The sequence below is a fragment of the Streptomyces sp. SKN60 genome (genome assembly GCF_026236535.1).
Lineage (GTDB): Bacteria > Actinomycetota > Actinomycetes > Streptomycetales > Streptomycetaceae > Streptomyces.
Genome location: NZ_JAHTMW010000004.1, coordinates 220,766 through 245,593, shown reverse-complemented (window position 1 = coordinate 245,593; position 24,828 = coordinate 220,766). Strand labels below are relative to the sequence as shown.

The window sequence follows — 24,828 nt, the reverse complement described above, 5'->3', positions numbered from 1 at the left end:
CTGTCTCACGCGCGGCCTCCGCGCGGGTCGAAGACGTCCCGCAGCGCGTCCCCGAGCAGGGTGAAGGCGAGGACGGTGAGGAAGAGACAGAGGCTCGGCACCATGAAGTACATCGGGTCGGTGTCGTAGAAGGCGACGCTCTCGGCGATCATCTGCCCCCAGGACGGGGTCGGCGGGCGCACCCCGACGCCGAGATAGCTGAGCGCGGCCTCGGTGGCGATCATGCCGGGCACGATCAGGGTGGTGTACGCGATGACCGGCCCGGCGACCCCGGGCAGCACGTCCCGGGTGAGCACCCGCCAGGTGGAGGCGCCGCCGACGCGGGCCGCGTCGACGTACTCGCGGTGTTTGAGCGAGAGGGTCTGGCCGCGGACGATCCGGGCGATGCCGGGCCAGCCGAAGAGGCCGATGACCAGGACCATCAGCAGGATCCGGTTGACGTCCCTGGCGACCGACATCGCCGCGATCATGAAGATGAGGGACGGGAAGGACATGGTGAGGTCCATGAGCCGGGAGAGCACGGTGTCGGTGCGGCCGCCGAAGTAGCCGGCGGCGACGCCCGCGGCGACCCCGACGACGACCACGATGGCGGTGGCGGCGAAGGCGATGAGCAGCGAGACCTGCGCGCCGTGCACGACCCGGGCGAACAGATCGCGGCCGGTGACGGGTTCGACGCCGAGCCAGTGCTCGGCGGACATCCCGCCGAGCGGCCCGATCGGCAGTCCGCCGAGGTACGGGTCGACGGCCGACTTGTCGAACTCGTCGGGGCGCCAGCCGCCGAGCCCGCCGATCAGCGGGGCGCCGGCGGCGAGCACGGCGAAGAGGACGACGACGGCGAGCCCGGCGAGGGCGGAGGGGCGGCGGCGCAGTTCGGCCAGGGCGAGCCGCCAGGGGCTGCCGGCGGCGGCCGGCGGCGGCGCCGCGGTGGCTTCGGGGCGCGTGTCGGTGGTGGTCACGGCGGTTCAGCTCCCGCTCTTCGCGGGGTCCTTGAGGCCGATCGTCGCGTAGTCGATCTGCCCGCCGAAGGAGCTGTGGCCGAAGGCACCGGCGATGTTGGGGCCGACCAGCAGCGGCATGCGCTCGATGACGACGGGCGCGGTCGGGGCCTTGGCGAGGATCTGTCCGTCGAGCTCCTGCCAGGCCTTGTTGGCCTGGGTGGCGTCGGTCATGGCGGCGATCTCGTCCATCCGCCGCATCGTGGGCTGGTCGCGGAAGAGGGAGTGGTTGCCGGAGTTGCCCTTCTCCTTGATGTAGCGGCCGTCGAAGACGAAGGGCAGGAAGGTGGAGCCGGAGGGGTAGTCGGGGCACCAGCCGGTGTAGACGAGGTCGGTGCGGTTCTTGGTGTCGCCGATGGTGTCGTAGAAGGCGGAGGGGTCGACGGTCTCGATGACGACCTTGATCCCGGCGCGGCCGAGGGCCTCCTGTATCGCCTCGGCGACGCCCTTGTCGCCGGTGGCGACGGTGAGGCGGGTGGTGAGGCCGTCGGCCTTCCCGGCCTCCTTGAGCAGCTGCTTGGCCTTGGTCACGTCGCCGGTGAGCGGGATCTTCAGGGTGTCGGGCTGCTTGCCGCCGGTGAAGAGGGAGCCGGGCATGAGCGCGGTGGCCGGGTCGTTGAGCGCCGGGCCGCCGGAGGCGGTGAGGATCGCCTCGCGGTCGAGGGCGTACTGCACGGCCTGCCGCACCCGCACGTCGCCGAAGGGCGCGCGGCCGGTGTGCATCTGCACCATCTCGGTGCAGTTCTTGGACTCGGCGAGCAGCCGGGCGCGGATGTCGGGCTTGGTGAGCACCTTCGGGGTGGACTCGGGGCGCAGGCCCGCCCAGGGGACGGCGGAGGCGTCGGCGCCCGCGCCCGCGACGAGCCGGTCGTCCACCTGACCGCCCTTGAGGCCCATGGTCACGACGATCCGGTCGGGGTAGGCCTTGCGCACCGGGTCGGTGGCGGCGTCCCAGTGCGGGTTGCGGACCAGGACCAGCCGCTTGTCCCGGGCGTACGACTCGATCTGGTACGGCCCCGAGGAGAACGGGCGGTTGTCGTACTGCGGGCCCTTGTCCTGGGCGGCCGGCACCGGGGCGAAGGTGGGCAGCACCGTGGCGTAGCGGAACTCGGCGAAGGGCGTGCGGAGTTCGAAGACGATGGTGCGGGCGTCGGGCGTCTTGATGGACGCGAGGTGCTTGCCGCCGGCCGGGCCCTTGTAGCCCTCGGCGCCCGCGAGGTAGCGGGCCGCGTAGTCGGGGCCGCCGGGCAGGTCGGGGGAGAAGGACCGCTCCACGTTGTACTTGACGTCCTGCGCGGTGACGGGGGATCCGTCCTCGTACTTCAGGCCCTGCTTGAGGCGGAAGGTCCAGGTCTTGGCCCCGTTGGATGAGGTGCCCAGGTCCTCGGCGAGGTCGGGGGCCAGCTCGCTGCCCTTGGCGCCGGGTTCGGCCTTGTAGGTGAGCAGGGTGCGGTAGAGCAGCCGGGTGCCGAAGTCCATGTCGCCCATGACCCAGTTGCGGGCCGGGTCGAGGTGGGTGAAGTCCTGGTTGGACAGCACGTTCAGGGTGCCGCCCTTCGCCGGGGTGCCGCCGACGACCCGGCCGAGGTTGCCGGTCGCGGGGTTGGTGCCGGACCGGCCCCGGTCCGAGGCGCCGCCGGAGCCGGAACAGGCGGTGGCGGTGGTGCCGAGCGCGAGGGCCGTCAACAGGGCCGCGGCGAGGGTGATGCGAGGGTGCTTGTCCATCAGGGGTCACTTCCGGGTGGGGAGTCCAAGCAGAAAATGTGACCCGTAAAATAGTAATGTGAAATTGTACTGCGCAAGCCCTTGGACATGACCAAGCCCTCGCACCCCGGAGAAGGTTCGCCGCATGAGCGTCATCTCGCGCAATCCCGCAGACCCGTCCGACGTCCTCGTCGAACTCCCCGCCCCCGGCGCCCGGTTCACCGCCGACGCGGTCGAGCGGGCCCGCGCCGCGCAGCCCGGCTGGCTGCTCGGCGGGGCCGCCGCCCGCTCCGCCGCCCTCACCGGCGTCGCCGCCGCCGTCGAGGCCTCGAGCGCCGAACTCGCCGCGCTCGCCGTACGGGAGGTGGGCAAGCCGGCCGCCGAGGCACGCGCCGAACTCGCCCGTACCGTCGCCGTCTGGCGCTACTACGCGCAGGCGCCGTACGAGCCCACCGGCGCCGTCCACGAGCCCGCCGCCGGCCCCGGACTACTGCTCACCCGGCGCCGCCCGCACGGCGTCGCCGGCCTGATCACCCCCTGGAACTTCCCCTTCGCCATCCCCAGTTGGAAGGCCGCCCCGGCCCTCGCCGTCGGCAACGCGGTGGTCCTCAAGCCCGCCCCCGAGGCCACCGCCTGCGCCCTCCGCCTCGCCGAACTCGTCCAAGGTGCCCTGCCGGAAGGGGTGTTCACCGTCGTGCCCGGCGGGGCCGCCGAGGGCGGGGCGCTGGTCGGCGCGGCCGACGCGGTCTCCTTCACCGGCTCCACCGGCGTCGGCCGCGAGGTCGTCCGCACCGCCACCGCCCGGGGCGTCCCGGTCCAGGCCGAGACCGGCGGACTCAACGCGGCGATCGTGCTGCCCGACGCCGACATCGAGCGGGCCGCCGCGCACATCGCCGCCGCCGTCGCCGGATACGCCGGCCAGAAGTGCACCGCGACCAGCCGGGTCATCGCCGTCGGCGCGGCCCTGGACCCGCTGCGCGAGGCGCTCGCCGAGGCGCTGCGGGCCCTCCCGGTCGGCGACCCCGCCGAGGAGACCACCGTCTGCGGCCCGCTCATCGGCGAGGCCGCCCGCGAGGCCGTCGGCGGCGCCTGGCAGGGGCTCTCGGTGCTCGCCGGCGGCACCGTCCCCGACCGGCCCGGCTGGTACGCGGCGCCCACCCTCGTGGAGAAGGCCCCGTCCGGGCACCCGCTGCTCACCGAGGAGGTCTTCGGCCCGGTCGCCGCCCTGCTGCCGGCCCGCGACCTCGACGAGGCGGTACGGATCGGCAACGGCACCCGCTACGGCCTGGTCACCTCCGTGCACACCGCCGACCTCGGCGCCGCCCTGGACTCCCTCGACCGGCTCGACACCGGCATGATCCGGATCAACGCCCCCACCACCGGCGTCGACTTCCATCTGCCGTTCGGTGGGGCCAAGGCCTCCGGCTCCGGCCCGCGCGAACAGGGCAGGGCCGCGCTCGACTTCTACACCTCTTCCCGCACCTACACGCTCACGCCCGGCTGACCCCGCCCGAATCCGCCGGAGGGCGGCGCGCGCGGGCGTGCGCGGCGGGGGTCCACGCGGTCGAATGGGGTGCGGGCCCCGCGGCGGGACCCACGGCGGAAGGGCAGGACATGAGCGAGCTCATCGCGGTGACCGGGGCCACCGGGCGGATCGGCCGGCGGGTCGTGCGCCGGCTGGCCGAGGCGGGGGCGACCGTCCGCGCGCTGGGGCGCGACCCGGAGAAGCTGGCCGCTCTGGCCACCGGCGACACCCGGGCCGCGTCCTACGCAGACGCCGGGGCGATGGAGGCCGCGCTGGAGGGCGCGGCCACGCTCTTCCTGGTCTCCGCCCACGAGGCGCCGGGCCGGGTCAGGCTGCACGCCGGCGCCGTGGACGCCGCCGTGGCGTCCGGGGTGCGGCGGATCGTCTACCTCTCGTACCTCAACGCCGCACCCCATGCGACCTTCACCTACGCCCGCGATCACTGGCACACCGAGCAGCACATCCGCTCCACCGGCCTCGCCTTCACCTTCCTGCGCGACAGCACCTACCAGGCCGACCTGGCCGCGATGACCTCGCCCGAGGGCGTGCTGCGAGGACCCGCCGGGGACGGCCGGGTGGGTGCCGTCGCCCATGACGACATCGCCGACTCGGCCGCCGCGGTGCTGCTCGACTCCGGCGGTGGCCACGACGGCGCCACGTACGACATGACCGGCCCCGAGGCGCTGAGCTTCGCGGAGATCGCCGCCGCGCTCACCCGGGCCAGCGGGCGGCCGGTCGCCTATGTGCCCGAGACCCGGGAGGAGGCCTACGCCTCGCGCGCGGTCTACGAGGCGCCCGACTGGGAGGTCGAGGGCTGGGTCACCTCGTACGAGGCGGTGGCGGCGGGCGAGATGGCCGACGTCTCCGACGACGTGCGCACCCTGACCGGGCACCCGCCGCAGGCCTTCGCCGACTTCCTCGCGACCCACCCGGAGTGCTACCGGCACCTGCTCCCGCACTGACGGCGAGGCCGTGACCGAAGAGATTCGCTCGTGTGTTCGGTTTCTGGTCTAGGCTGGAGCCATGACCACGGCGCGACCCGACATCCCCGGACTCCAGGGCTCCCTCTTCGACCAGGGCGCCGAGATCGGACCCGGACCCCTCACGGGCCTCCGGCGCACCGTGCTCGGCGCCGGCGCCTGGGTCGACCACCTGCCCGGCTGGCTGCACGGCGCCGACGCGCTCTTCGAGGAACTGGCCGCCGGAGTGCCCTGGCAGGCCGAGGAGCGCCGGATGTACGAGAACGTGGTCGCCGTGCCGCGCCTGCTCGCCCACTACCGGGAGGGCGCCCCGCTGCCGCACCCCGCGCTCGCCGAGGCCCGCGACGCGCTCGGCGCGCACTACGCCCGCGAGCTGGGGGAGCCCTTCGCCACCGCCGGGCTCTGTCTCTACCGCGACGGCCGGGACAGCGTCGCCTGGCACGGCGACCGCACCGGACGGTCCGCCACCCAGGACACGATGGTGGCCATTCTCGCCCTCGGCGACCCGCGCGACCTGGTGTTCCGCCCGCGCGGCGGCGGGCCGGTGGCCCTGCGGCTGCCGTCCGGGCACGGCGACCTGCTCGTCATGGGCGGTTCCTGTCAGCGCACCTGGGAGCACGCCGTACCGAAGACCACGCGGGCCGTCGGCCCCCGCATCAGCGTCCAGTTCCGGCCGCGCGGAGTGCGCTGACCCCGCGCCCGGCAGGGCGGGGCGGCCGGTCCGGGTCGTCAGTCCTCGCCGAAGCCGCGGTAGGTCCCGTCGCCCTCGTCGGCCGTGTCCGCGAACTCGGCGAAGTCCATGTTGGCGAGCGACAGGTTCGCCGAGACGTCGGGGAACCAGCGCACCGGCACCCGGAAGGTCCGCCCCGGCTCGTCGGCCAGGTCCACCGCGAGCAGCGGGTGCTCCGGATCGGCCAGCGCGGTCGCGTCGGCGAGGAACACGTAGTGGATCCGCTCTCCCTCCGGCGCGGCCGAGTCCCAGGCGACCAGCTCCGCCACGCGCGCGTCGGCGAACCGCCGTTCGGCCACGCAGGTGGCGTGCGGGTACGCGTCCACGGCGTCGAGCGCGGCGCGGACCGCCTCCCAGGTCGGCTCGTCGGCGAAGTCCGTACGCAGCACGAGCGAGGTCAGATCGGCGGGTTCGGGAAGCGACATGACCAAGATCCTCTCATTTCGAACGCCCGAGCGGTCCTGACGCGGCAACGCAATTCTTTTGCGGGATTTGCGCTAGCCTTGCGCGTATGACGCGACGACTTGCTCAGGTTGCCAAGAAGGTGGGGGTCAGCGAGGCCACCGTCAGCCGGGTACTCAACGGCAAGCCCGGGGTCTCCGATGCGACACGGCAGTCCGTCCTCACCGCGCTCGACGTGCTCGGCTACGAGCGGCCCACCCAGCTGCGCGGCGAGCGCGCCCGGCTCGTCGGCCTGGTCCTGCCCGAGCTGCAGAACCCCATCTTCCCGGCCTTCGCCGAGGTCATCGGCGGCGCCCTGGCCCAGCAGGGCCTCACCCCGGTGCTCTGCACCCAGACCAAGGGCGGCGTCTCGGAGGCCGACTACGTGGACCTGCTGCTCCAGCAGCACGTCTCCGGAGTGGTCTTCGCCGGCGGTCTCTTCGCCCAGGCCGACGCCCCGCACGAGCACTACCGGCGGCTCGCCGAGCGCAAGATCCCGGTGGTCCTGGTCAACGCCCCCATCGAGGGGCTCGACTTCCCCTGTGTGTCCTGCGACGACGCCGTGGCGGTCGAGCAGGCCTGGCGCCATCTCGCCTCGCTCGGGCACGAGCGGATCGGCCTGGTCCTCGGCCCGGCCGACCACGTGCCCTCCCGGCGCAAGCTCGAAGCGGCGTACGGCGCTTCGCGGGCGGCGGGCCGTGAGCTCGCCGAGGAGTTCGTCGAGCGCTCGATGTTCTCCCTGGAGGGCGGACAGGCCGCCGCCGGACGTCTGTTGGAGCGCGGGGTGACCGGGATCGTGTGCGCGAGCGACCCGCTCGCGCTCGGCGCGATCCGGGCCGCGCGCCGGCGCGGGCTCGCCGTCCCCGGCGAGGTCTCGGTCGTCGGCTTCGACGACTCCGCCTTCATGAACTGCACCGAGCCGCCGCTCTCCACGGTCCGCCAGCCCATCGAGGCGATGGGCCGGGCCGCCGTCGAGCTGCTGTGCGCCCAGATCCAGGGCAGCCAGACCCACTCCGGCGAGCTGCTCTTCGAGCCGGAGCTGGTGGTGCGCGGCTCGACCGCGCCACCGCCGCTCGGCTGAACCGCCGTCCCCGGCGGCCCGCCCGGCGCCCCGCTCCCTTCCGGAGCGGGGCGTCTTTTTTCTTGTCCCGGTCTTGTCCGGGGGCGTAGACGACTCGACAGTCCTCTGGAACTCTCTGAGCGTTCATTGCAAGGAATGAACAGCATCGTGTTTCCCGTAGACGAGATCGAGGAACTGATGAGACTACGCACACTATGGGCCCGGACCACGGGCGCGCTCGTCGCCACCTGCCTCCTGATGCTCGGCGGCCCGCTCGCGCCCGCCGGCGCCGCCGGAGGGCCGAACGCCGCCCTCGGCGAGCCGGCCGCGGCGAGCAGCTCCCAGTCCGGGTACGGCGCCGGCGCCATCACCGACGGCAACCAGGGCACGTACTGGGAGAGCGCCCCCGGCAGCGCACTGCCGCAATGGGTGCAGACCGACCTCGGCACCACCCAGCGCATCGACGAGGTGGTCCTGAAGCTGCCCGCCGGCTGGGAGAGCCGCAGCCAGACCCTGTTCGTGCAGGGCAGCGCCGACGGCACCGCCTTCACCACCCTCAAGAGCTCCGCCGCCCACACCTTCGGCCCGGGCAACGGGAACACCGTCACCGTCGGCTTCCCCGCCGCCCTCACCCGTTTCGTGCGGATCGACGTCACCGCCAACACCGGCTGGCCGGCCGCCCAGCTCGCCGAACTGGAGGTGCACGCCGCCGACGGCTCCTCCGGCAACCTCGCCGCCGGCCGCACCCTCACCGCCAGCAGCCACACCCAGACGTACACCGCGCCCGGCGCCAACGACGGCAACCGCGCCACCTACTGGGAGAGCGCCGGCGGCGCCTTCCCGCAGTGGCTGAACGCCGACCTCGGCTCCGCCGTCCGCGTCGACCGCGTGGTGCTCGCACTGCCCGCCGGCTGGGAGGCCCGCAGCCAGACCCTGAAGATCCAGGGCAGCACCGACGGCTCCACCTTCACCGACCTCACCGCCGCCCGCGCCTACGCCTTCGACCCCGGCACCGGGAACACGGCCACGATCACCTTCGACGCCGTCACCACCCGCCACGTCCGGGTCCTGGTCACCGCCAACAGCGTCCAGAACGCCGCCCAGATCTCCGAACTGGAGATCTACGGCCCGGCCGGCGGTGACACCCGGGCTCCCACCGCCCCCACCGGCCTCGCCTACACCGAGCCCACCACCGGCCAGATCCGCCTCACCTGGAACGCCGCCACCGACGACACCGCCGTCACCGGCTACGACGTCTACGCCAACGGCGCCCTGCTCACCACCGTCGCCGGTGACACCACGACCTACACCGACAACCGGCCCGCCGGACAGACCGTCTCCTACACCGTCCGCGCCCGCGACGCCGCCGGCAACCAGTCCGGCGACAGCAACACCGTCACCCGCATCGGCGACGCCGGCGACACGCAGGCGCCCACCGCGCCCGCGAACCTCGCCCTCACCGAACCCGCCGCCGGCCAGATCAGGCTGACCTGGACCGCCGCCACCGACAACACCGGCGTCACCGGCTACGAGATCTACGCGAACAACACCCCGCGGGCCACCGTCGGCGGATCCACCACGACCTACACCGACACCCAGCCCACCACCGCGACCGTCACCTACACCGTCCGCGCCAAGGACGCCGCCGGGAACCGGTCCGCGCCCAGCAACGCCGTCACCCGCGACGGCACCGGCGGCACCGGCTCCGACCTCGCCGTCGGCAGGCCCATCACCGCCAGCTCCACCGTGCACATCTACGCGGCGGAGAACGCCAACGACAACAACCCCGCCACCTACTGGGAGGGCGCGGGCGGCAGCTATCCGCAGACCCTCACCGTGAAGCTCGGCGCCAACGCCGACCTCACCCGGCTCGTCCTCAAGCTCAACCCCGACCCCGCCTGGTCCGCCCGCAGCCAGACCGTCGAGGTGCTCGGCCGCGAGCAGAACGCCACCGGCTACACCAGCCTGGTCGCCGCCAGGAGCTACTCCTTCGACCCGGCGAGCGGCGGCAACTCCGTCACCGTCCCGCTGACCGCCCGGGTCGCCGACGTGCAGCTGAAGTTCACCGCCAACTCCGGTGCCCCGGCAGGACAGTTGGCCGAACTCCAGGCGATCGGCACCCCCGCCCCCAACCCCGACCTGGAGGTCACCGGACTCACCGTCAGCCCCGCCGCACCCGTCGAGTCCGACCCCGTCACCGTCACCGCGACCGTCCGCAACAGCGGCCCGGTCGCCGCCCCGGCCAGCACGCTCGCCGTCCGCCTCGGCGGCAGCAAGGTCGCCACCGCGCAGGTCGGCGCCCTCGCGGCCGGCGCCCAGACCACCGTCAGCGCCGCCATCGGGACCCGCGAGGCCGGTACGTACGCGCTGAGCGCCGTCGCCGACGAGCCCGGCGCCGTCATCGAACAGAACGAGACCAACAACACCTACACCAGCCCCACCGGCCTCGTCGTCAAGCCGGTCGCGGGCTCCGACCTGCTCCCCGCCACCGTCACCACCACCCCGTCCAGCCCGGCCGCCGGCGACACCGTCACCTTCAAGGTCACCGTGCGCAACCAGGGCACCGACGCCAGTGCCTCGGGCAGCCACGGCGTCACCCTCACCCTCGCCGACGACCGCGGCACCGTGGTCAAGACCCTGACCGGCGCCCACTCCGGCGCCCTGGCGCCCGGGGCCTCCGCCGACGTCACCCTCGGCCCGTGGGCCGCCGTCAACGGCTCGTACACGGTGAGGACCGTGCTCGCCGACGACGCCAACGAACCCGCGGTCAAGCGCGCCAACAACACCGCCGTGCAAGGCCTGTTCGTCGGACGCGGCGCCCACATGCCGTACGACATGTACGAGGCCGAGGACGGCAGCACGGGCGGCGGCGCCACCGTCGTCGGCCCCAACCGGACCGTCGGCGACATCGCGGGCGAGGCCTCGGGCCGCAAGGCCGTCAGCCTCGACGCGACCGGCGAGTACGTCGAGTTCACCACCCGGGCCGCCACGAACACCCTGGTCGCGCGCGTCTCGCTGCCCGACGCACCGGGCGGCGGCGGAATCGACTCCACCATCGACGTCTATGTCGACGGCGTCCTCAAGAAGGCGCTGCCCGTCACCTCGAAGTACGCCTGGCTGTACGGGGCGGAGACCGCGCCCGGCAACTCCCCGAGCGCCGGCGCGCCCCGCCACATCTACGACGAGGCGCATCTGATGTTCGGCGAGACGATCCCGGCCGGTAGCCGGATCCGGCTCCAGAAGGACGCCGCCAACTCGCACCCCTACGCGATCGACTTCGTCAACCTGGAGCAGGTCGCCCCGGCCGCGAACCCGGACCCCGCCACGTACACGGTGCCGGCCGGATTCACCCACCAGGACGTGCAGAACGCCCTCGACAAGGTGCGCATGGACGCCACCGGCAAGCTCACCGGCGTCTATCTGCCGCCCGGCGACTACCAGACGTCGAGCAAGTTCCAGGTGTACGGCAAGGCCGTCCAGGTGGTCGGCGCCGGGCCCTGGTACACGGTCTTCCACGCCCCGGCCGGGCAGGAGAACACCGACGTCGGCTACCGGGCCGAGGCGACCGCGAAGGGCTCGCTCTTCAAGGGCTTCGCCTACTTCGGCAACTACACCTCGCGCATCGACGGCCCCGGGAAGGTCTTCGACTTCTCGAACGTCTCCGACATCGTCATCGACGACATCTGGAACGAGCACATGGTCTGCCTCTACTGGGGCGCCAACACCGACCGGATGACCATCAAGAACTCCCGGATCCGCGACATGTTCGCCGACGGCGTCAACATGACCAACGGCTCCACGGACAACCTGGTGACCAACAACGACGCCCGGGCGACGGGCGACGACAGCTTCGCGCTGTTCTCGGCGATCGACGCGGGCGGCGCGGACGAGAAGAACAACGTCTACGAGAACCTGACCACCACCCTGACCTGGCGGGCGGCGGGCGTCGCCGTCTACGGCGGCTACGACAACACCTTCCGCAACATCCACATCGCCGACACCCTGGTCTACTCGGGGATCACCATCTCCTCGCTGGACTTCGGCTATCCGATGAACGGCTTCGGGACCGGGCCGACGACCTTCGAGAACATCTCGGTGGTCCGGGCCGGCGGCCACTTCTGGGGCGGGCAGACCTTCCCCGGGATCTGGCTGTTCTCCGCGTCCAAGGTCTTCCAGGGGATCCGGGTCAACCATGTCGACATCGTCGACCCGACCTACAGCGGCGTGATGTTCCAGACGAACTACATCGGCGGGCAGCCGCAATTCCCCATCAAGGACACGGTGTTCACCGACGTGTCGGTGACGGGCGCCCGCAAGAGCGGTGACGCGTACGACGCGAAGTCCGGCTTCGGACTGTGGGCCAACGAGCTGCCGGAGGCGGGCCAGGGCCCGGCGGTCGGCGAAGTGACGTTCAATGGCCTTGAGTTGAGTGGAAACGTGGTCGACATCCGCAACACCACCTCCACCTTCACCATCCACCGCAACCCGTAGTCGGGAGCCCTTCGGGCAGGCCGGTGCACGTCGTTCGCGCGACGGGCACCGGCCTTGCCTGCATGGGGAGTTGCATGTCCCTGTCGAGCATTTACGAAATCAGCGCGATATCTTGCGTCCATCTGTCGGCGGTGGTTGAGTGTGCCGCACCCCGCACGCCACGCACGCCCAGCCCGAAGGGGACCCCCATGAGAGTTGCCCGGTTCCGCCGCAGCCGCCGCGCCGGCGCGGCCGCCCTCGTCTCCGCCCTCGCGCTCACCGCGCTCGCCGCCTGCGGCACGAGCAGCAGCGGCGACGACGGCGGATCCGAGGGGAGCGGATCGACCGACCCGTCCGCCCCGCTGGACCCCAAGACGAAGGTGACCCTCACCATCGACTGCATGCCCCCGGCGGCGAAGGCGGCCGAGCTCAAGGAGTGGAAGGAGGACGTCGCCGCGTTCAACAAGCTCTACCCGAACGTCACCATCGAGGGCCGCTCCACCCCCGGCCAGTGCCTGGAGCCCCCGCGCTTCACCGCGATGCTCAAGGCCAAGTCCCAGCCCGACGTCTTCTACACCTACTTCACCGACCTGCCCCAGGTCCTCTCCGAGGACGGCGCCGCCGACATCAGCGCCTACGTCAACGACAAGACCGTCCCGGCCCTCGCCGACATCGACACCGACGTCCTCGGCTCGCTCAAGCAGGACGGCAAGCTCTACGGCCTGCCCACCAGCAACTACACGATGGGCCTGCTCATCAACCGCAAGCTCTTCCAGCAGGCCGGTCTCGACCCCGACAACCCGCCGCGCACCTGGGACGAGGTCCGCGCCGCCGCCAAGAAGATCGCCGGCCTCGGCGGCGGCATCGCCGGCTACGGCGAGTACAGCGCGGGCAACACCGGCGGCTGGCACTTCACCGCCCAGATGTACAGCCTCGGCGGCGACGTCGTCGACGCGAGCGGCAAGAAGGCCGCCTTCGACAACGAGCTCGGCAAGCAGGTCGCCAGGAACCTCCACGCCATGCGCTGGGAGGACGACAGCATGGGCAAGACCCAGCTGCTCAAGTGGGGCGACCTGCAGAAGCAGATCGCCACCGACAAGCTCGGCATGTTCCTCGCCGCGCCCGACGACATCGCGTACATGGTCCAGCAACTCGGCGCCAAGTACGAGAACTTCGGCATGGGCCCGATCCCCGGCGGCAAGAACACCCTGGCCGGCGGCAACAACTACATGATCAAGCAGGGCATCTCCGGCGACAAGATCAAGGCTGCCGTCGCCTGGCTGAACTTCAAGAACCTCACCGTCGGCAAGGGCCAGTTCGACTGGGCCCGCACCAAGGCCGACGGCCTCCCGGTCGGCGTCCCGCAGCCCAACTTCTGGCGCGGCCAGTCCAAGACCACGGACGACGCGGCCCGCGTGCAGAACGCCACCATGCCGGTCGCCAACTTCAAGACCTTCATGGACAACCCGGTCCCCGGCAAGGCCGAGCCGCCGCAGGCCCAGGAGATCTACAAGGTCCTCGACAACGTGATGTCCGGAATCCTCACCAACAAGGACGCCGACATCGACAAGCTGCTCGCCACCGCCGCGGCCCAGGTCGACCAGGTCCTCGCCCACGGATGACCCCGCCCGGGCGGTCCAGCCCCGCAGCCGGACCGCCCCGCGGGCCCCCGCACCACGCCCCACCCCACCCGTACCGAGGAACCCCGACCCGTACCGAGGAACAAGGAGCGCCGATGTCGGTCACCGGCCTGACCCCGCGCACCAAGGGATCCCCCCGACCCGCCCCGCCGCCCCGCACCGAGGCCGCGCCCGCCGGCCGGTTCGCCCGCAGCCTGCGCCGCAACCTCACCGCCCACGGCTTCCTCATCGGCGCCGTCGTCTGCTTCGCGCTCTTCTCCTGGTACCCGATGGTCCGCGAGGTCCTCCTCGCCTTCCAGAAGACCGAGCACGGCCACAGCACCTGGACCGGCCTCGACAACCTCGCCACCGTCGCCGCCGACCCCGCCTTCTGGCAGGCCTGGCGCAACACCCTCCTCTTCACCCTGCTCGCCCTGGTCCTCGGCTTCGCCGTCCCCTTCGTCACCGCCCTCGTCATCAACGAGCTCCGGCACGGCCAGGGCTACCTCCGGCTCCTCGTCTACCTGCCCGTGATGCTCCCGCCGGTCGCCTCCGTCCTCCTCTTCAAATACCTCTACGACCCCGGCTACGGACTCCTCAACGAACTCTTCCGCCTGCTCCACCTGCCCGAACAGCAGTGGCTCCAGGACCCCGCCCTCTCCCTGCTCTCCGTCGTCATCGCCGCCACCTGGATGAACATGGGCGGCGCCACCCTCGTCTACCTCGCCGCCCTCCAGGGCATCCCCGGCGAGCTGTACGAGGCCGCCGAACTCGACGGCGCGGGCCTCCTCCGCAAGATCTGGCACGTCACCATCCCGCAGACCCGGCTGGTGCTCTCGCTGATGCTGCTCATGCAGGTCATCGCCACCATGCAGGTCTTCGTCGAACCCTTCCTGCTCACCGGCGGCGCCGGCCCCGAGGGCTCCACCACGACCGTCGTCTACCTGATCTACCAGTACGCCTTCAACTTCAACGACTACGGCGCGGCGGCCGCCCTCGGCCTGCTCCTGCTCGTACTCCTCGCCGGATTCTCGGCGGTGTACGTGAAGCTCAGCCGCGCCGAGGACGCCTAGGAACCCGGGGGAGACCGGCATGACCACCCGCACCCTCATCGCACCGGCCCGGCTGAACCGGCCCCGCGGCAAGGCCCTCTACCGGGCCGCCCTCGCCCTCGTACTCGCCGGCTTCACCCTGGTCTTCCTCGGCCCGCTCTACTGGATGGCCTCCAGCGGACTCAAGGACACCCAGGAAGCCGTCGCCACCCCGCCCACCCTCGTCCCCGGCAGCTTCGAGCCGGAGAACTACCGCCGCGCCTGGGAGGTCATGGACCTCTCCTCGCTGCTCCTCAACACCCTCTACTACGCGGTCGGCGCACTCCTCTTCCAGCTCGTCCTGGACATCGCCGCCGCCTACTCGCTCTCCAAGCTCCGGCCGGTCCTCGGCAAGGCGATCCTCGGCATGATGCTCGCCACCCTGATGATCCCGGCGACCGTCCTCGTCGTCCCGCAGTACCTCACCGTGCTCGACGTGCCGATCGTCGAACGCAATCTGCTCAACACGCCCTGGGCGATCTGGCTGCCGTCCGTCACCAACGCCTTCAACATCTTCCTGCTGAAGCGCTTCTTCGACTCGATCCCCCGGGAGCTCCTCGACGCCGCCGGCCTGGACGGCGCCTCCCCGCTGCGCGTCCTGTGGTCGGTCGTGCTGCCGATCTCCCGCCCCATCCTCGGCGTCGTGTCCATCTTCGCCGTCGTCGGGGTCTGGAAGGACTTCCTCTGGCCCATGCTCACCCTGCCCGACCCGGCGAAACAGACCCTCAACGTCGGCATCTACTCGCTGTCCAACGGAGTCCCGGTCAACGTCCTGATCGCCGCGCTCACCATCGCCTCCGTGCCGACGCTGATCCTCTTCCTGATCTTCCAGCGCAACATCATGAGCGGTCTCACCGCCGGCTCCCTCAAGGGCTGAACAAACCCCGCACCCGACGGAAAGGACCTCACGTGTCAGCCGACTGGTGGCGCGACGCCGTCATCTATCAGGTCTACCCCCGCAGCTTCGCCGACGGCGACGGCGACGGCACCGGTGACCTCGCGGGCGTCCGGGCGAGACTGCCCTACCTCGCCCAACTCGGCGTCGACGCCGTCTGGTTCACCCCCTGGTACGTCTCGCCCCTGGTCGACGGCGGCTACGACGTCGCCGACTACCGCACCGTCGACCCCGCCTTCGGCACCCTCGACGAGGCCGAGAAGCTCATCGAGGAGGCCGCCGCCCTCGGCCTGCGGGTCATCGTCGACATCGTCCCCAACCACGTCTCCGACCAGCACGCCTGGTTCCGGGCCGCCCTCGCCGCCGGACCCGGCAGCCCCGAACGCGAGCTCTTCCACTTCCGGCCGGGACGCGGCGCGCACGGCGAACTCCCGCCCAACAACTGGCCCTCCCAGTTCTCCGGACCCACCTGGACCCGGGTTCCCGACGGCGAGTGGTACCTCCACCTCTTCACCCCCGAACAGCCCGACCTCAACTGGGCCCACCCCGCCGTCCGCCGCGAACACGAGGACGTGCTCCGCTTCTGGTTCGACCGCGGAGTCGCCGGCGTCCGCATCGACTCCGCCGCGCTCCTCGCCAAGGACCCCGCGCTCGCCGACTTCGAGGCGGGCGTCGACCCCCACCCGTACATCGACCTGGACGAACTCCACGACATCTACCGCTCCTGGCGGACCGTCGCCGACGGCTACGGCGCCGTCTTCGTCGGCGAGGTCTGGCTCCCCGACGCCGAACGCTTCGCCCGCTACCTCCGCCCCGACGAACTCCACACCGCCTTCAACTTCTCCTTCCTCGCCTGCCCCTGGGAACCGGAGCGGCTGCGCGCCGGCATCGACGCCACCCTCGCCGAACACGCCCCCGTCGGCGCCCCCGCCACCTGGGTCCTCTGCAACCACGACGTGACCCGCACCGTCACCCGGTACGGCCGCGCCGACACCGCCTTCGACTTCGCCACCAAGGCCTACGGCACCCCCACCGACCTCGCCCTCGGCACCCGCCGCGCCCGCGCCGCCGCCCTGCTCACCCTCGCCCTGCCCGGCTCCGTGTACGTGTACCAGGGCGAGGAACTCGGCCTGCCCGAGGCCGACATCCCGGCCGGCCGCGTCCAGGACCCCATGCACTTCCGCTCCGGCGGCACCGACCCCGGCCGCGACGGCTGCCGCGTCCCGCTGCCCTGGACCGCCGACGCCCCCTGGGCCGGCTTCGGCTCCACCACCGAACCCTGGCTGCCGCAGCCCGCCGACTGGTCCCGCTACGCCGTCGACCGGCAGAGCGCCGACCCGGACTCGCTCCTCACTCTCTACCGCACCGCCCTCGCCCTGCGCCGCACCGAACCCGGCTTCGGCGACGGCCCCATGGACTGGCTGCCCGCCGCCCCCGGTGTGCTCGCCTTCCGCCGCCCGTACGGCCTGCTGCACGTCACCAACCTGTCGGCCGAGCCCGTCCCACTGCCCCCGCACGCGCTGCTGCTCCTGGCCAGCGGCCCGCTCACCGAGGCCGGGGAACTCCCGCCGGACACCTCGGTCTGGCTCCGGGAAGACTGAGAACCGGAGCGGCGCTCACGTCAGCTGACGCCGGACCAGCTCATGGAACAGACCCGTCGGGTCCGCCAGCAGCTCGGCGGGCGAGCCGTGCTGCACCACGCGGCCGTCCGCCATGGCGATCACCCGGTCGGCGCCCATCACCGTGGAAAGCCGGTGGGCGATCACCACCCGGGTGGTGCGCAGCGCGCGGGTGGACTCGATGACCACGCGCTGCGCCTCGTTGTCGAGGGCGCTGGTGGCCTCGTCGAGGAAGAGGACGCGGGGCTTGCGGATGAGCGCCTGGGCGATCATCAGCCGCTGGCGCTGACCGCCCGAGATGGTGCCGCCGCCGTCGGAGAGCATCGTGTGCAGCCCCATCGGCATGGCCTGCACGTCCTCGGCGAGCCCGGCCAGGGTGATCGCCTCCGACACCTCCTCCAGGGTGTACGCCTCCGCCCCGCGCACACAGTCCAGGATCGAGCCGGTCAGCGGGCGGGCGTCCTGCAGCACCACACCGCACTGGCGGCGCACGGCCGCCCGGTCGAGCGCCGCAAGGTCCTGCCCGTCGTAGAGGACACTGCCCTCGGTGGGCCGGTCGAAGCCGATGAGGAGCCGGAGCAGGGTCGACTTGCCGCAGCCGCTCGCGCCGACGATCGCCACGAACTCCCCGGGCCGGACGGACAGATCGACCCCGTCGAGGACCAGCGGCCCGTCCTCGGTGTAGCGGTACGACACCTGGCGGGCCTCGATCGCCCCGCTGAGCACACCCGGCCGGACCGTCCCGGCCCGCACCTCGGGCTCCGCCGCCAGAATCGGCTCGACCTGCTCGTACACCGGCAGTACGGCCGCCACCGAAAGGAGCGCGCCGGTCAGCTGGGTCACCGAGGAGAGCAGCAGGGTGAGCGCGGTGGAGAAGGTGAGGAAGCCCGCCGCCGACATCGCACCCCGGGCCGGGCCCGCGAGCAGCGCGAACATCACCAGGGTGCACAGCGGCAGACACACCGCGCCGATCACCGTGACCGTGTTCTGGATCCGGCCGACCCGCTGCTGGAGCACCCGGGTGCGGGCGAACTCCCGCGCCCAGGCCGCGTAGGCGAAGCTCTCCGCCGCCGCGACCCGCAGCTTGGGCAGCCCGCGCAGGGTCTGGAAGGCCTGGTTGTCGAGCCGGTTGCCCAGCTCGACGAGACGCCGCTGATAGCGCAGCTGCCACAGCCCCAGGCCGAGCAGCACCGCCCCGACCACGAGCAGCATCGCCATGGCGAGCAGCCCGAGCGCGACGCTGTGCGCGAGCAGCAGCACGAGGTTCACGGCGCCGACCGCGGTCGACTGGAGACACACCGGCGCGATCCCGGACAGCATCCGCCGGATCACCCCGATGCCGAGCGCCGCGTTGGCGAGCTCGCCGGTGGACCGGCCGGCGAAGAAGGGCGCCGGCAGCCGCAGCAGCCGGTCCCACACCGCCGGCTGCAGGGTGGCCTCGATCCGGCCCTCCATCCGCAGCAGCGCCACGTTCTGCAGCAGCATGAACGCCGCCTGCAGCACCGCCGCCGCGCCGAGCGCCACCGCCGTCTGCACGATCAGACCGCGCTCGCCCGCCGGCACGTACGCACCGAGGATCCGGCCCGTCGCCAGGGGAACGGTCGCCCCGAGCACCACCGACACCAGACCGCCGAGCAACAGCGCCCGCAGCTCACGGCGGGTGCCGCCGGCGCTGAAGCGCAACAGCCGGAGCAGGGTCGGCCGGCCCTCCGGCAGCGGCCGGTAGAACATCACCGCCCGAGGCTCGAAGTCCGCCGCGTTGTCGGCGCCGACCCGCTCCCGGCGGGCGCCCGCCCGGTCGACGGCCAGATAGCCGCCGCGCCGCCACAGCAGCGCCACCGGAGCCCCGTCGGCCTCCCGCCGCCCGACCAGCGGCCCGCAGTCCTCGCGCCACCAGCGGCCGTGCAGCCCGACCTCACGGGTGCGGACCCGCGCGGCCAGCGCGATCCGCTCGACCGGGTCGAGCCGCTCGCCGTCCACACCGGCGCCCGCCGCCACCCCGGCCGCCGACTCCGCGAGCACCACCCCGGCGTCCGCGGCGACGAGCCGGCACACCGCGAGCGTCGCATCGACCCCGGCGGTCCCGCTCACGGCCCCGCGCCGGCCGCCGCGCCCGCCGGACCGGCCGAGGGCGGCGAGCAGCGTCCGGTCCGCCTCGCTGCCGGCCGCCCGGCCGGCCGCGAGACCGGCGGCCGTCCGGTCCTCCTGCGCGCGCTCGCGCTCCTCGATCCAGTCGTCGAGGGCGTAGAGCAGCCGGTACTGCTGCTCCACCATGCCCTGCCACAGCGCCGCGTCGACGAGCAGCCCGCCGGCCGTGCCCGCCTCGTACGCGGCGCCGTACGCCACGCTGCCCGGCGGCACCTGCATCCACATGACCTCGTCGTCGCCGGCCGCCCGCCCGTCGCCGGGCCGGGCGTCGAGCGGCGCCTCGTACAGCACCCGCAGGCCGCGGCCGACGCCCAGCGCGAAGGCGTCCTCCAGCGGGCTGGCGACCGGGACCTGCGGGGTGCCGTACGCGTCCCAGCCGCCCGCGTAGCCGTAACTCCCGTACCCCTGGCCCTCGTACCCATGGCCGTCGTACCCCTGGGCGTACGTCTCCGGCCGGTGCAGCTCGCGCAGCTCGATCCGGCGCAGCAGGCACTCCCGGGACGGCCGGCCGACCAGCGTGTGCCGGGGACCCTCGGCGGGCCCGAGGAGCAGCGCGCCGCTCTCCACCCGGCCGAGGAAGTGCCAGGCACCGGCCTGCCCGGCGTCCACCGCGAACAGGTCGAGGCTGCCGTGCACGACCAGCCAGAGCACCGACGGCCCCTCCAGGGACAGGCTGCGCAGACCCGAGCAGTCCAGCGGGGCGCCGAGGCCGCCGAGCGCGGTGAGCACCGGATCGGCCGGGCCGGGCGCCGCGGCCTGCGCCGCGTAGGGGGAGGGGGTGGCGGGGGTGGTCATGTCAGTGCTCCTTGACCAGTTCGGCGTACGGGCCGCCCGCCGCCACCAGTGCGGCGTGCCGTCCGCGCTCCACGACCGTGCCCCGGTCCAGGACGAGGATCTCGTCGCTGTCGCGCACGGTGCTCAGCCGGTGGGCGATCACCACGCACGCGCAGCCGCGCCGCCGCAGATTGTCGATGACCTCCCGCTCGGTGACCGCGTCGAGCGCGCTGGTCACCTCGTCGAGCACGAGGACGCCGGGGTCGCGGACCAGGGCCCGGGCCAGTTCGAGCCGCTGGCGCTGTCCGCCGGAGAAGTTCCGGCCGTCCTGCTCGACCCGGCTGTGGATGCCGCCGGGACGGCGTGACACCACGTCGAGGACGGCGGCGTCCGCGAGCGCGGCGCGCACCGCCTCGTCCGGCACCGACGGATCCCACAGCGCCACGTTGTCGCGGACCGTGCCCTCGAAGAGGAAGACGTCCTGGTCGACGAAGGCGACCGAGGCGGCGAGCGCGCCGCGCGGCACGTCCGCGATCCGCATCCCGTCGATCCGGACCGTGCCCTCCCACGGCGCGTACAGGCCCGCGATCAGCCGCGAGACGGTGGACTTGCCACTGCCCGAGCCGCCGACGAGCGCCACCTGCCGGCCCGGGCCGACGGAGAGGGAGAAGTCCGCGAGCAGCGGCGCGTCCAGCGGGTTGTAGCCGAAGGTGACACCGTCCAGCTCGACATGGCCGGTGAGCCGGCGCGCCCCGGTGGCCGGCTCGCGCCGGGTGTGCACGGGGTCGACGGGGAAGTTCTCCACGTCCTTGAGCCGCGCCACGTCCGCGGTGAGGTCCTGGATCCGGCCCGCGACCCCGCCGAGCCGCGCCACCGGCGCGGTGAAGCCGGTCACCAGGGACTGGAAGGCGACGAGCAGACCCACCGTCAGATGCCCCTCCACCGCCCGCAGCCCGCCGACCAGCAGGATCAGCGCGCTGTTGAGGGCGGCCAGGGTGGGCGCGACGATCGCCAGCCACGCGCCGGGGACGCCGAGCCGCTGCTGCACGTCGAGGGTGACCGCGTGCTGCCCCGACCAGCGCCGGAAGAAGCCGTCCTCGCCGCCGGTCGCCTTGATCGTCTCGATCGTCTGGAGGCCGCCGTACGAGGTGTTGGTGAGCCGGGCGCTCTCGGCGCGCAGTTTGTGCGCCCCGGTGGCCCGCACCCGTACCGTGATCCGCAGCGCCGCCACGTTGAGCAGCGCCACCCCGACGCCGACCAGGGTCAGCTGGGGGTCGTACGTCCACAGCAGCGCCGCGTACAGCAGCACCACGACCGCGTCCACGCCCGCCGCCGACAGGTCACGGGCCAGCGTCTCGGCGACCTGGTCGTTGGAGCGCAGCCGCTGCACCAGGTCGGCGGGACTGCGCTGGGCGAAGAAGGCCACCGGCAGCCGCAGCAGATGCCGCAGGAACCGGGCCCCGCCCAGGGTCGAGGAGACGATCCGCCCGCGCAGCAGATTGCCCTGCTGCAGCGCGGTGAGCACCGCCGTGAGCACGAGCGCGCAGGCCATCGCCGCGAACAGCACGCCGAGGAGCGAGGACTGCCCGCCGATGAGGAAGGTGTCGATGTACGTACGGCTCAGCGCCGGCACCCACGCGCCGACCGCCACGAGCAGCACGCTCGCCAGGATCGCCGCCGCCATCGTGCCCGAGGTGCCGCGCAGCCGGCCCGACACCCCGCCGAGCACGCCCGGGCGCTGCCCGCCGCGCCGGAACCCGGGCCCGGGCTCCATGACCAGGACGATCCCGGTGAAGGCCCCGTCGAACTCCTCCATCGGCACGAAACGGCGCCCCTTCGCGGGGTCGTTGACGAACACGCCGGGGCGCCCGAGGCGCCGGCCCATGCCCTCGTACACGACGTAGTGGTTGAACTCCCAGAACAGCACCGCGGGCCCCGGCACCTCGGCGAGCGCCGCCAGGTCCATCTGCATGCCCTTGGCCGCAAGTCCGTAACTCCGCGCCGCCTTCAGGAGGTTGCTGGCCCGCGAGCCGTCCCGGGACACCCCGCAGGCGATCCGCAGCTCTTCCAGCGGCACGAACCGGCCGTGGTGCCCGAGCACCGTGGCGAGCGCCGCCGCCCCGCACTCCACCGCCTCCATCTGGAGCACGGTGGGGGTACGGACGGGGCGCGGCCGGCGGCCCTTCGGCAGCGCCAGGGGGCGGGCCGAGCCACGCCGGGCACGGGCGGAACGGGCGTTCTTCTTGCGCGGGTTCACGGGAGGAGCCAGTCGATCGGGCGCTGCGCGGAGAGATGGACGGCTGCCGTGACCGGCGTGCCGGAGTCGGCGGCCTCGGGGCCCGCCGGGGGAGCGGGGAGCCGGACCAGGACCGCGACCGGGTTGCCCTGCCGGGTGAACTCGGCGGCGAGTCCGTCGTCGCCGAGGAAGCCGCCGATCTGCGCCCGCGACTGCGGCGCCCGGCCCACGGCGGTGACCCGGCCGCGCAGCGCCCCGTCCCGGCCCTGGCCGGCGGTGCGGACGGTGACGTCGACCGTGGCACCGGGGCGGATCCCGGCGACGGCGCCGGCCGGCACGTAAACCACCGCCACCAGCGGCTCGTCGGGGTCCGTGCCGCGCTCGACGGCGGCGACATCGGCGCCGGCCGTCACGACGGCGCCGGTCCGGGCGTACAGGACCGCGAGCCGCCCGGCCGCCACGGCCCGCACCTGGCGGTCGCCGTCGGCCGTACGGACCACGATCAGCGGATCGCCCGCCGCGACCGTCCTGCCCTCGGCGGCCAGGACCTCGGTCACCTGGCCCGCGACCGGACTCTGCAGCAGATAGCGCCCCTCGGCGCGGCTGAGGACGCCGGTGGCGGGCACCTTGGACGTCACCGTCCCGGTGAACGCCCAGAACGCGGCCGCGGCCGTCACGAACACCGTGACGGCGAGCACGAGCCGCCCCTGCGGGCGCGCGAAACGCACCGGCAGATCAAGTTCTTCGGGCGATTGCAGCTTGGAAAGAGCCTTTTGGCGAAACTGCATGGACTATTCCTTCGACTGCCTTCGACCGCATTTCTCCGCCCGCCGCGCAAAAGGGGCGGCGGGCGTCCGGCGGGCCGGGCACCCCGGGGCGGTCGTACCCCGAAGTGCCCGGCCCACCGTTCAGTCCGCTCAGAGACCGGCGACGCCCGTGTTCACGGAGACGCCGGTGACGCCCTGCACCAGGCCGGGGACACCCTGCACGAGGCCCTCGACGTTCTGCACGGTCTGCAGGTTGCCGACCACGCCGAGGACGTTGGTCACGTCGCCGGCCACGGCGCCGACGAGACCGCCCTGGATGCTGACGAGGCCGCCGGAGACGGCGTCCAGCTCGGTGTCGGCGATCTCACGGGTCTCGAGGTTGTTACGCATGAAAGCGCACCTTTCATCTGATGGGGGGAATCCACTGCCGCGGCGGGCCAGATCAAAGCACGCGAACGGCTATGCGAGCCAATTCTGTTGACGCCCTTTCGGCGCCGGAACAACACCGGGGGAAGCCCCGCGTGCACCGTTTTTCACGGAACACCGACACCTTCTCCGCAGGAACGAGTAACAAAGTCCGGGGTGGTGCGCACCGGCCCGGACGAACCGGGGTGAATTCCGACAGTGCGGTCGCCGCCTTGTGCCGGACCGGGAGACGGCGGGGGAGGTGCGGTTCAAGCCACGTACACAATGTGCAGGTTCTCGGCAGGGCCCGCCGCGCGCCCCACGCCCGTGGGCCTGTGCCGGAAGCAGCCCCCTACAACCACCCCGCCCGCTGCGCCTGCAGCGCCAGCTGGAAGCGGTTCGCCGCGCCCAGGCGCGCCATCAGGATCTGCAGGCGGCGGAACAGGGTCCGGCGGCTGACGCCCAGTTCGCGGGCGATGGCCTCGTCGCTCGCGCCGCCCGCGAGGAGCCGCAGCAGCCGCCGGTCGGCGGGCGCGAGGCCGGCCGGACGGGCCGCGCCGCCGTGCAGGGGCAGGGCGGCGTTCCAGCTCTGCTCGAACAGCGCGACGAGCGCCGACAGCAGCCCGCAGGGCTGCACCACGAGCATCGAGTTGACGACGTCCGCCTCCCGGATCGACAGCGACACCAGCGCGTACGCCTCGTCGATGATCAGCAGCTTCACCGGCACCGAGGGCAGCACCCGGGCCTGCTCGCCCGCCGCGACCGTCGGCTCGATGGAGTCCCGCAGATGGCCGGGGTGCTCCAGGGACTCCCGCGAGTAGACGACCCGCTGCCGCACCCCGCGCGCGAGGGTGGCGAGGGCGTCCTCGGTGGCGCCCGGCAGCTTCACGTACGGCGGGGACTCGAACTGCCGGATCTGCTCCCGTGCGCTCGCCCACGCCTGCCGCATCCGCGGCCCGATCGCGTCGCCGGTCACCACCTCCACCAGGTCGTCGTTGTACGCGGCCAGCCGGTGCCGCCGGAACGCCTCGAAGGCGCCGCCCACCGCGATCCGCGACTCCTCGACGGCCGCCGCCCGGTGCCGGGCGAGCACCTCCAGGCCCGCCGCCGGCGGCACCGGCGCCACCGGCTCGCCCTCGCCCCCGGCGGCGCTGGCCAGACCCGCGTCGACGAGCTCCTCGTACGCGGCGGCGAGCTCCGCACCGGAGAGCCCCGCCGCCCGCCCGATCGCCCCGAGCGGGGCCGGCGCTTCGTCGAGCAGCGCCGCGTACACCCGCCCGGCCGCCGCCCCGAGCCCGAGCAGTCGCAGGGCCTCACCCAGTCTCGCGTTCGTCATGCCCCCATTCTCGGCCGCCGCGAGCCCCGCGGG

General features: G+C 72.9%; 17 protein-coding genes. 9 read left to right on the top strand and 8 right to left on the bottom strand.

What is annotated here, in order from left to right; all coding sequences use genetic code 11:
• Positions 1-5: 5 nt before the first annotated feature.
• Together KV205_RS08940 and KV205_RS08935 are read right to left on the bottom strand one after the other, a co-directional pair.
• A complete protein-coding gene (locus KV205_RS08940; protein WP_265863551.1) occupies positions 6-956 on the bottom strand; it encodes an ABC transporter permease in 951 nt (316 codons plus the stop codon).
• 6 nt (positions 957-962) lie between these two features.
• A complete protein-coding gene (locus KV205_RS08935; RefSeq protein ID WP_265863550.1) occupies positions 963-2,720 on the bottom strand; it encodes an ABC transporter substrate-binding protein in 1,758 nt (585 codons plus the stop codon).
• 124 nt (positions 2,721-2,844) lie between these two features.
• On the opposite strand from KV205_RS08935, the gene KV205_RS08930 reads away from it, so the two are divergent.
• The 3 genes from KV205_RS08930 to KV205_RS08920 all read left to right on the top strand — a co-directional run bounded on the left by KV205_RS08930 (position 2,845) and on the right by KV205_RS08920 (position 5,895).
• On the top strand, positions 2,845-4,203 hold the full coding sequence (locus KV205_RS08930) for an aldehyde dehydrogenase family protein (RefSeq protein WP_265863549.1): 1,359 nt from the start codon (positions 2,845-2,847) through the stop codon (positions 4,201-4,203).
• Between the two features lie 110 nt (positions 4,204-4,313).
• On the top strand, positions 4,314-5,186 hold the full coding sequence (locus tag KV205_RS08925; RefSeq protein WP_265863547.1) for an SDR family oxidoreductase: 873 nt from the start codon (positions 4,314-4,316) through the stop codon (positions 5,184-5,186).
• Between the two features lie 61 nt (positions 5,187-5,247).
• Positions 5,248-5,895 (top strand): alpha-ketoglutarate-dependent dioxygenase AlkB, encoded by a 648-nt coding sequence (locus tag KV205_RS08920; RefSeq protein ID WP_265863546.1) that lies wholly within the window; start codon positions 5,248-5,250, stop codon positions 5,893-5,895.
• A 38-nt stretch (positions 5,896-5,933) separates the two neighbouring features.
• On the opposite strand, the gene KV205_RS08915 is transcribed toward KV205_RS08920, so the two are convergent.
• Positions 5,934-6,359, bottom strand: coding sequence for a hypothetical protein (locus tag KV205_RS08915; RefSeq protein ID WP_265863545.1), 426 nt, complete (start codon positions 6,357-6,359; stop codon positions 5,934-5,936).
• A gap of 86 nt (positions 6,360-6,445) precedes the next feature.
• Here KV205_RS08915 and KV205_RS08910 point away from each other — a divergent pair, with 86 nt between their 5' ends.
• The 6 genes from KV205_RS08910 to KV205_RS08885 all read left to right on the top strand — a co-directional run bounded on the left by KV205_RS08910 (position 6,446) and on the right by KV205_RS08885 (position 17,111).
• Positions 6,446-7,456, top strand: coding sequence for a LacI family DNA-binding transcriptional regulator (locus KV205_RS08910; protein WP_265863544.1), 1,011 nt, complete (start codon positions 6,446-6,448; stop codon positions 7,454-7,456).
• A 237-nt stretch (positions 7,457-7,693) separates the two neighbouring features.
• Complete coding sequence (locus KV205_RS08905; protein WP_374214653.1) at positions 7,694-11,926, top strand: discoidin domain-containing protein; 4,233 nt, start codon at positions 7,694-7,696, stop codon at positions 11,924-11,926.
• Between the two features lie 188 nt (positions 11,927-12,114).
• On the top strand, positions 12,115-13,527 hold the full coding sequence (locus KV205_RS08900; RefSeq protein WP_265863543.1) for an extracellular solute-binding protein: 1,413 nt from the start codon (positions 12,115-12,117) through the stop codon (positions 13,525-13,527).
• 113 nt (positions 13,528-13,640) lie between these two features.
• Positions 13,641-14,597, top strand: a complete 957-nt coding sequence (locus KV205_RS08895; protein ID WP_265863542.1) for a carbohydrate ABC transporter permease — start codon at positions 13,641-13,643, stop codon at positions 14,595-14,597.
• 19 nt (positions 14,598-14,616) lie between these two features.
• Entirely contained in the window at positions 14,617-15,492 is an 876-nt protein-coding gene (locus tag KV205_RS08890; protein WP_265863541.1) for a carbohydrate ABC transporter permease, read from the top strand.
• 32 nt (positions 15,493-15,524) lie between these two features.
• The gene (locus KV205_RS08885) at positions 15,525-17,111 is read left to right on the top strand and encodes a glycoside hydrolase family 13 protein (protein WP_265863540.1); all 1,587 of its coding nucleotides are present in this window, start codon (positions 15,525-15,527) and stop codon (positions 17,109-17,111) included.
• A gap of 15 nt (positions 17,112-17,126) precedes the next feature.
• Here KV205_RS08885 and KV205_RS08880 read toward each other — a convergent pair whose 3' ends face one another.
• The 5 genes from KV205_RS08880 to KV205_RS08860 form a co-directional block, all read right to left on the bottom strand.
• On the bottom strand, positions 17,127-20,072 hold the full coding sequence (locus tag KV205_RS08880; RefSeq protein ID WP_265863539.1) for an NHLP bacteriocin export ABC transporter permease/ATPase subunit: 2,946 nt from the start codon (positions 20,070-20,072) through the stop codon (positions 17,127-17,129).
• Between the two features lies 1 nt (position 20,073).
• Positions 20,074-22,248, bottom strand: a complete 2,175-nt coding sequence (locus KV205_RS08875) for an NHLP family bacteriocin export ABC transporter peptidase/permease/ATPase subunit (protein ID WP_265863696.1) — start codon at positions 22,246-22,248, stop codon at positions 20,074-20,076.
• Positions 22,249-22,304: 56 nt separating this feature from the next.
• Positions 22,305-23,075: an HlyD family efflux transporter periplasmic adaptor subunit gene (locus KV205_RS08870; protein WP_265863538.1), complete on the bottom strand. Its 771-nt coding sequence runs from the start codon at positions 23,073-23,075 to the stop codon at positions 22,305-22,307.
• 129 nt (positions 23,076-23,204) lie between these two features.
• Positions 23,205-23,444 (bottom strand): hypothetical protein, encoded by a 240-nt coding sequence (locus KV205_RS08865; RefSeq protein WP_265863537.1) that lies wholly within the window; start codon positions 23,442-23,444, stop codon positions 23,205-23,207.
• Positions 23,445-23,811: 367 nt separating this feature from the next.
• Positions 23,812-24,795, bottom strand: coding sequence for a helix-turn-helix transcriptional regulator (locus tag KV205_RS08860; protein WP_265863536.1), 984 nt, complete (start codon positions 24,793-24,795; stop codon positions 23,812-23,814).
• Between the last annotated feature and the right edge of the window lie 33 nt (positions 24,796-24,828).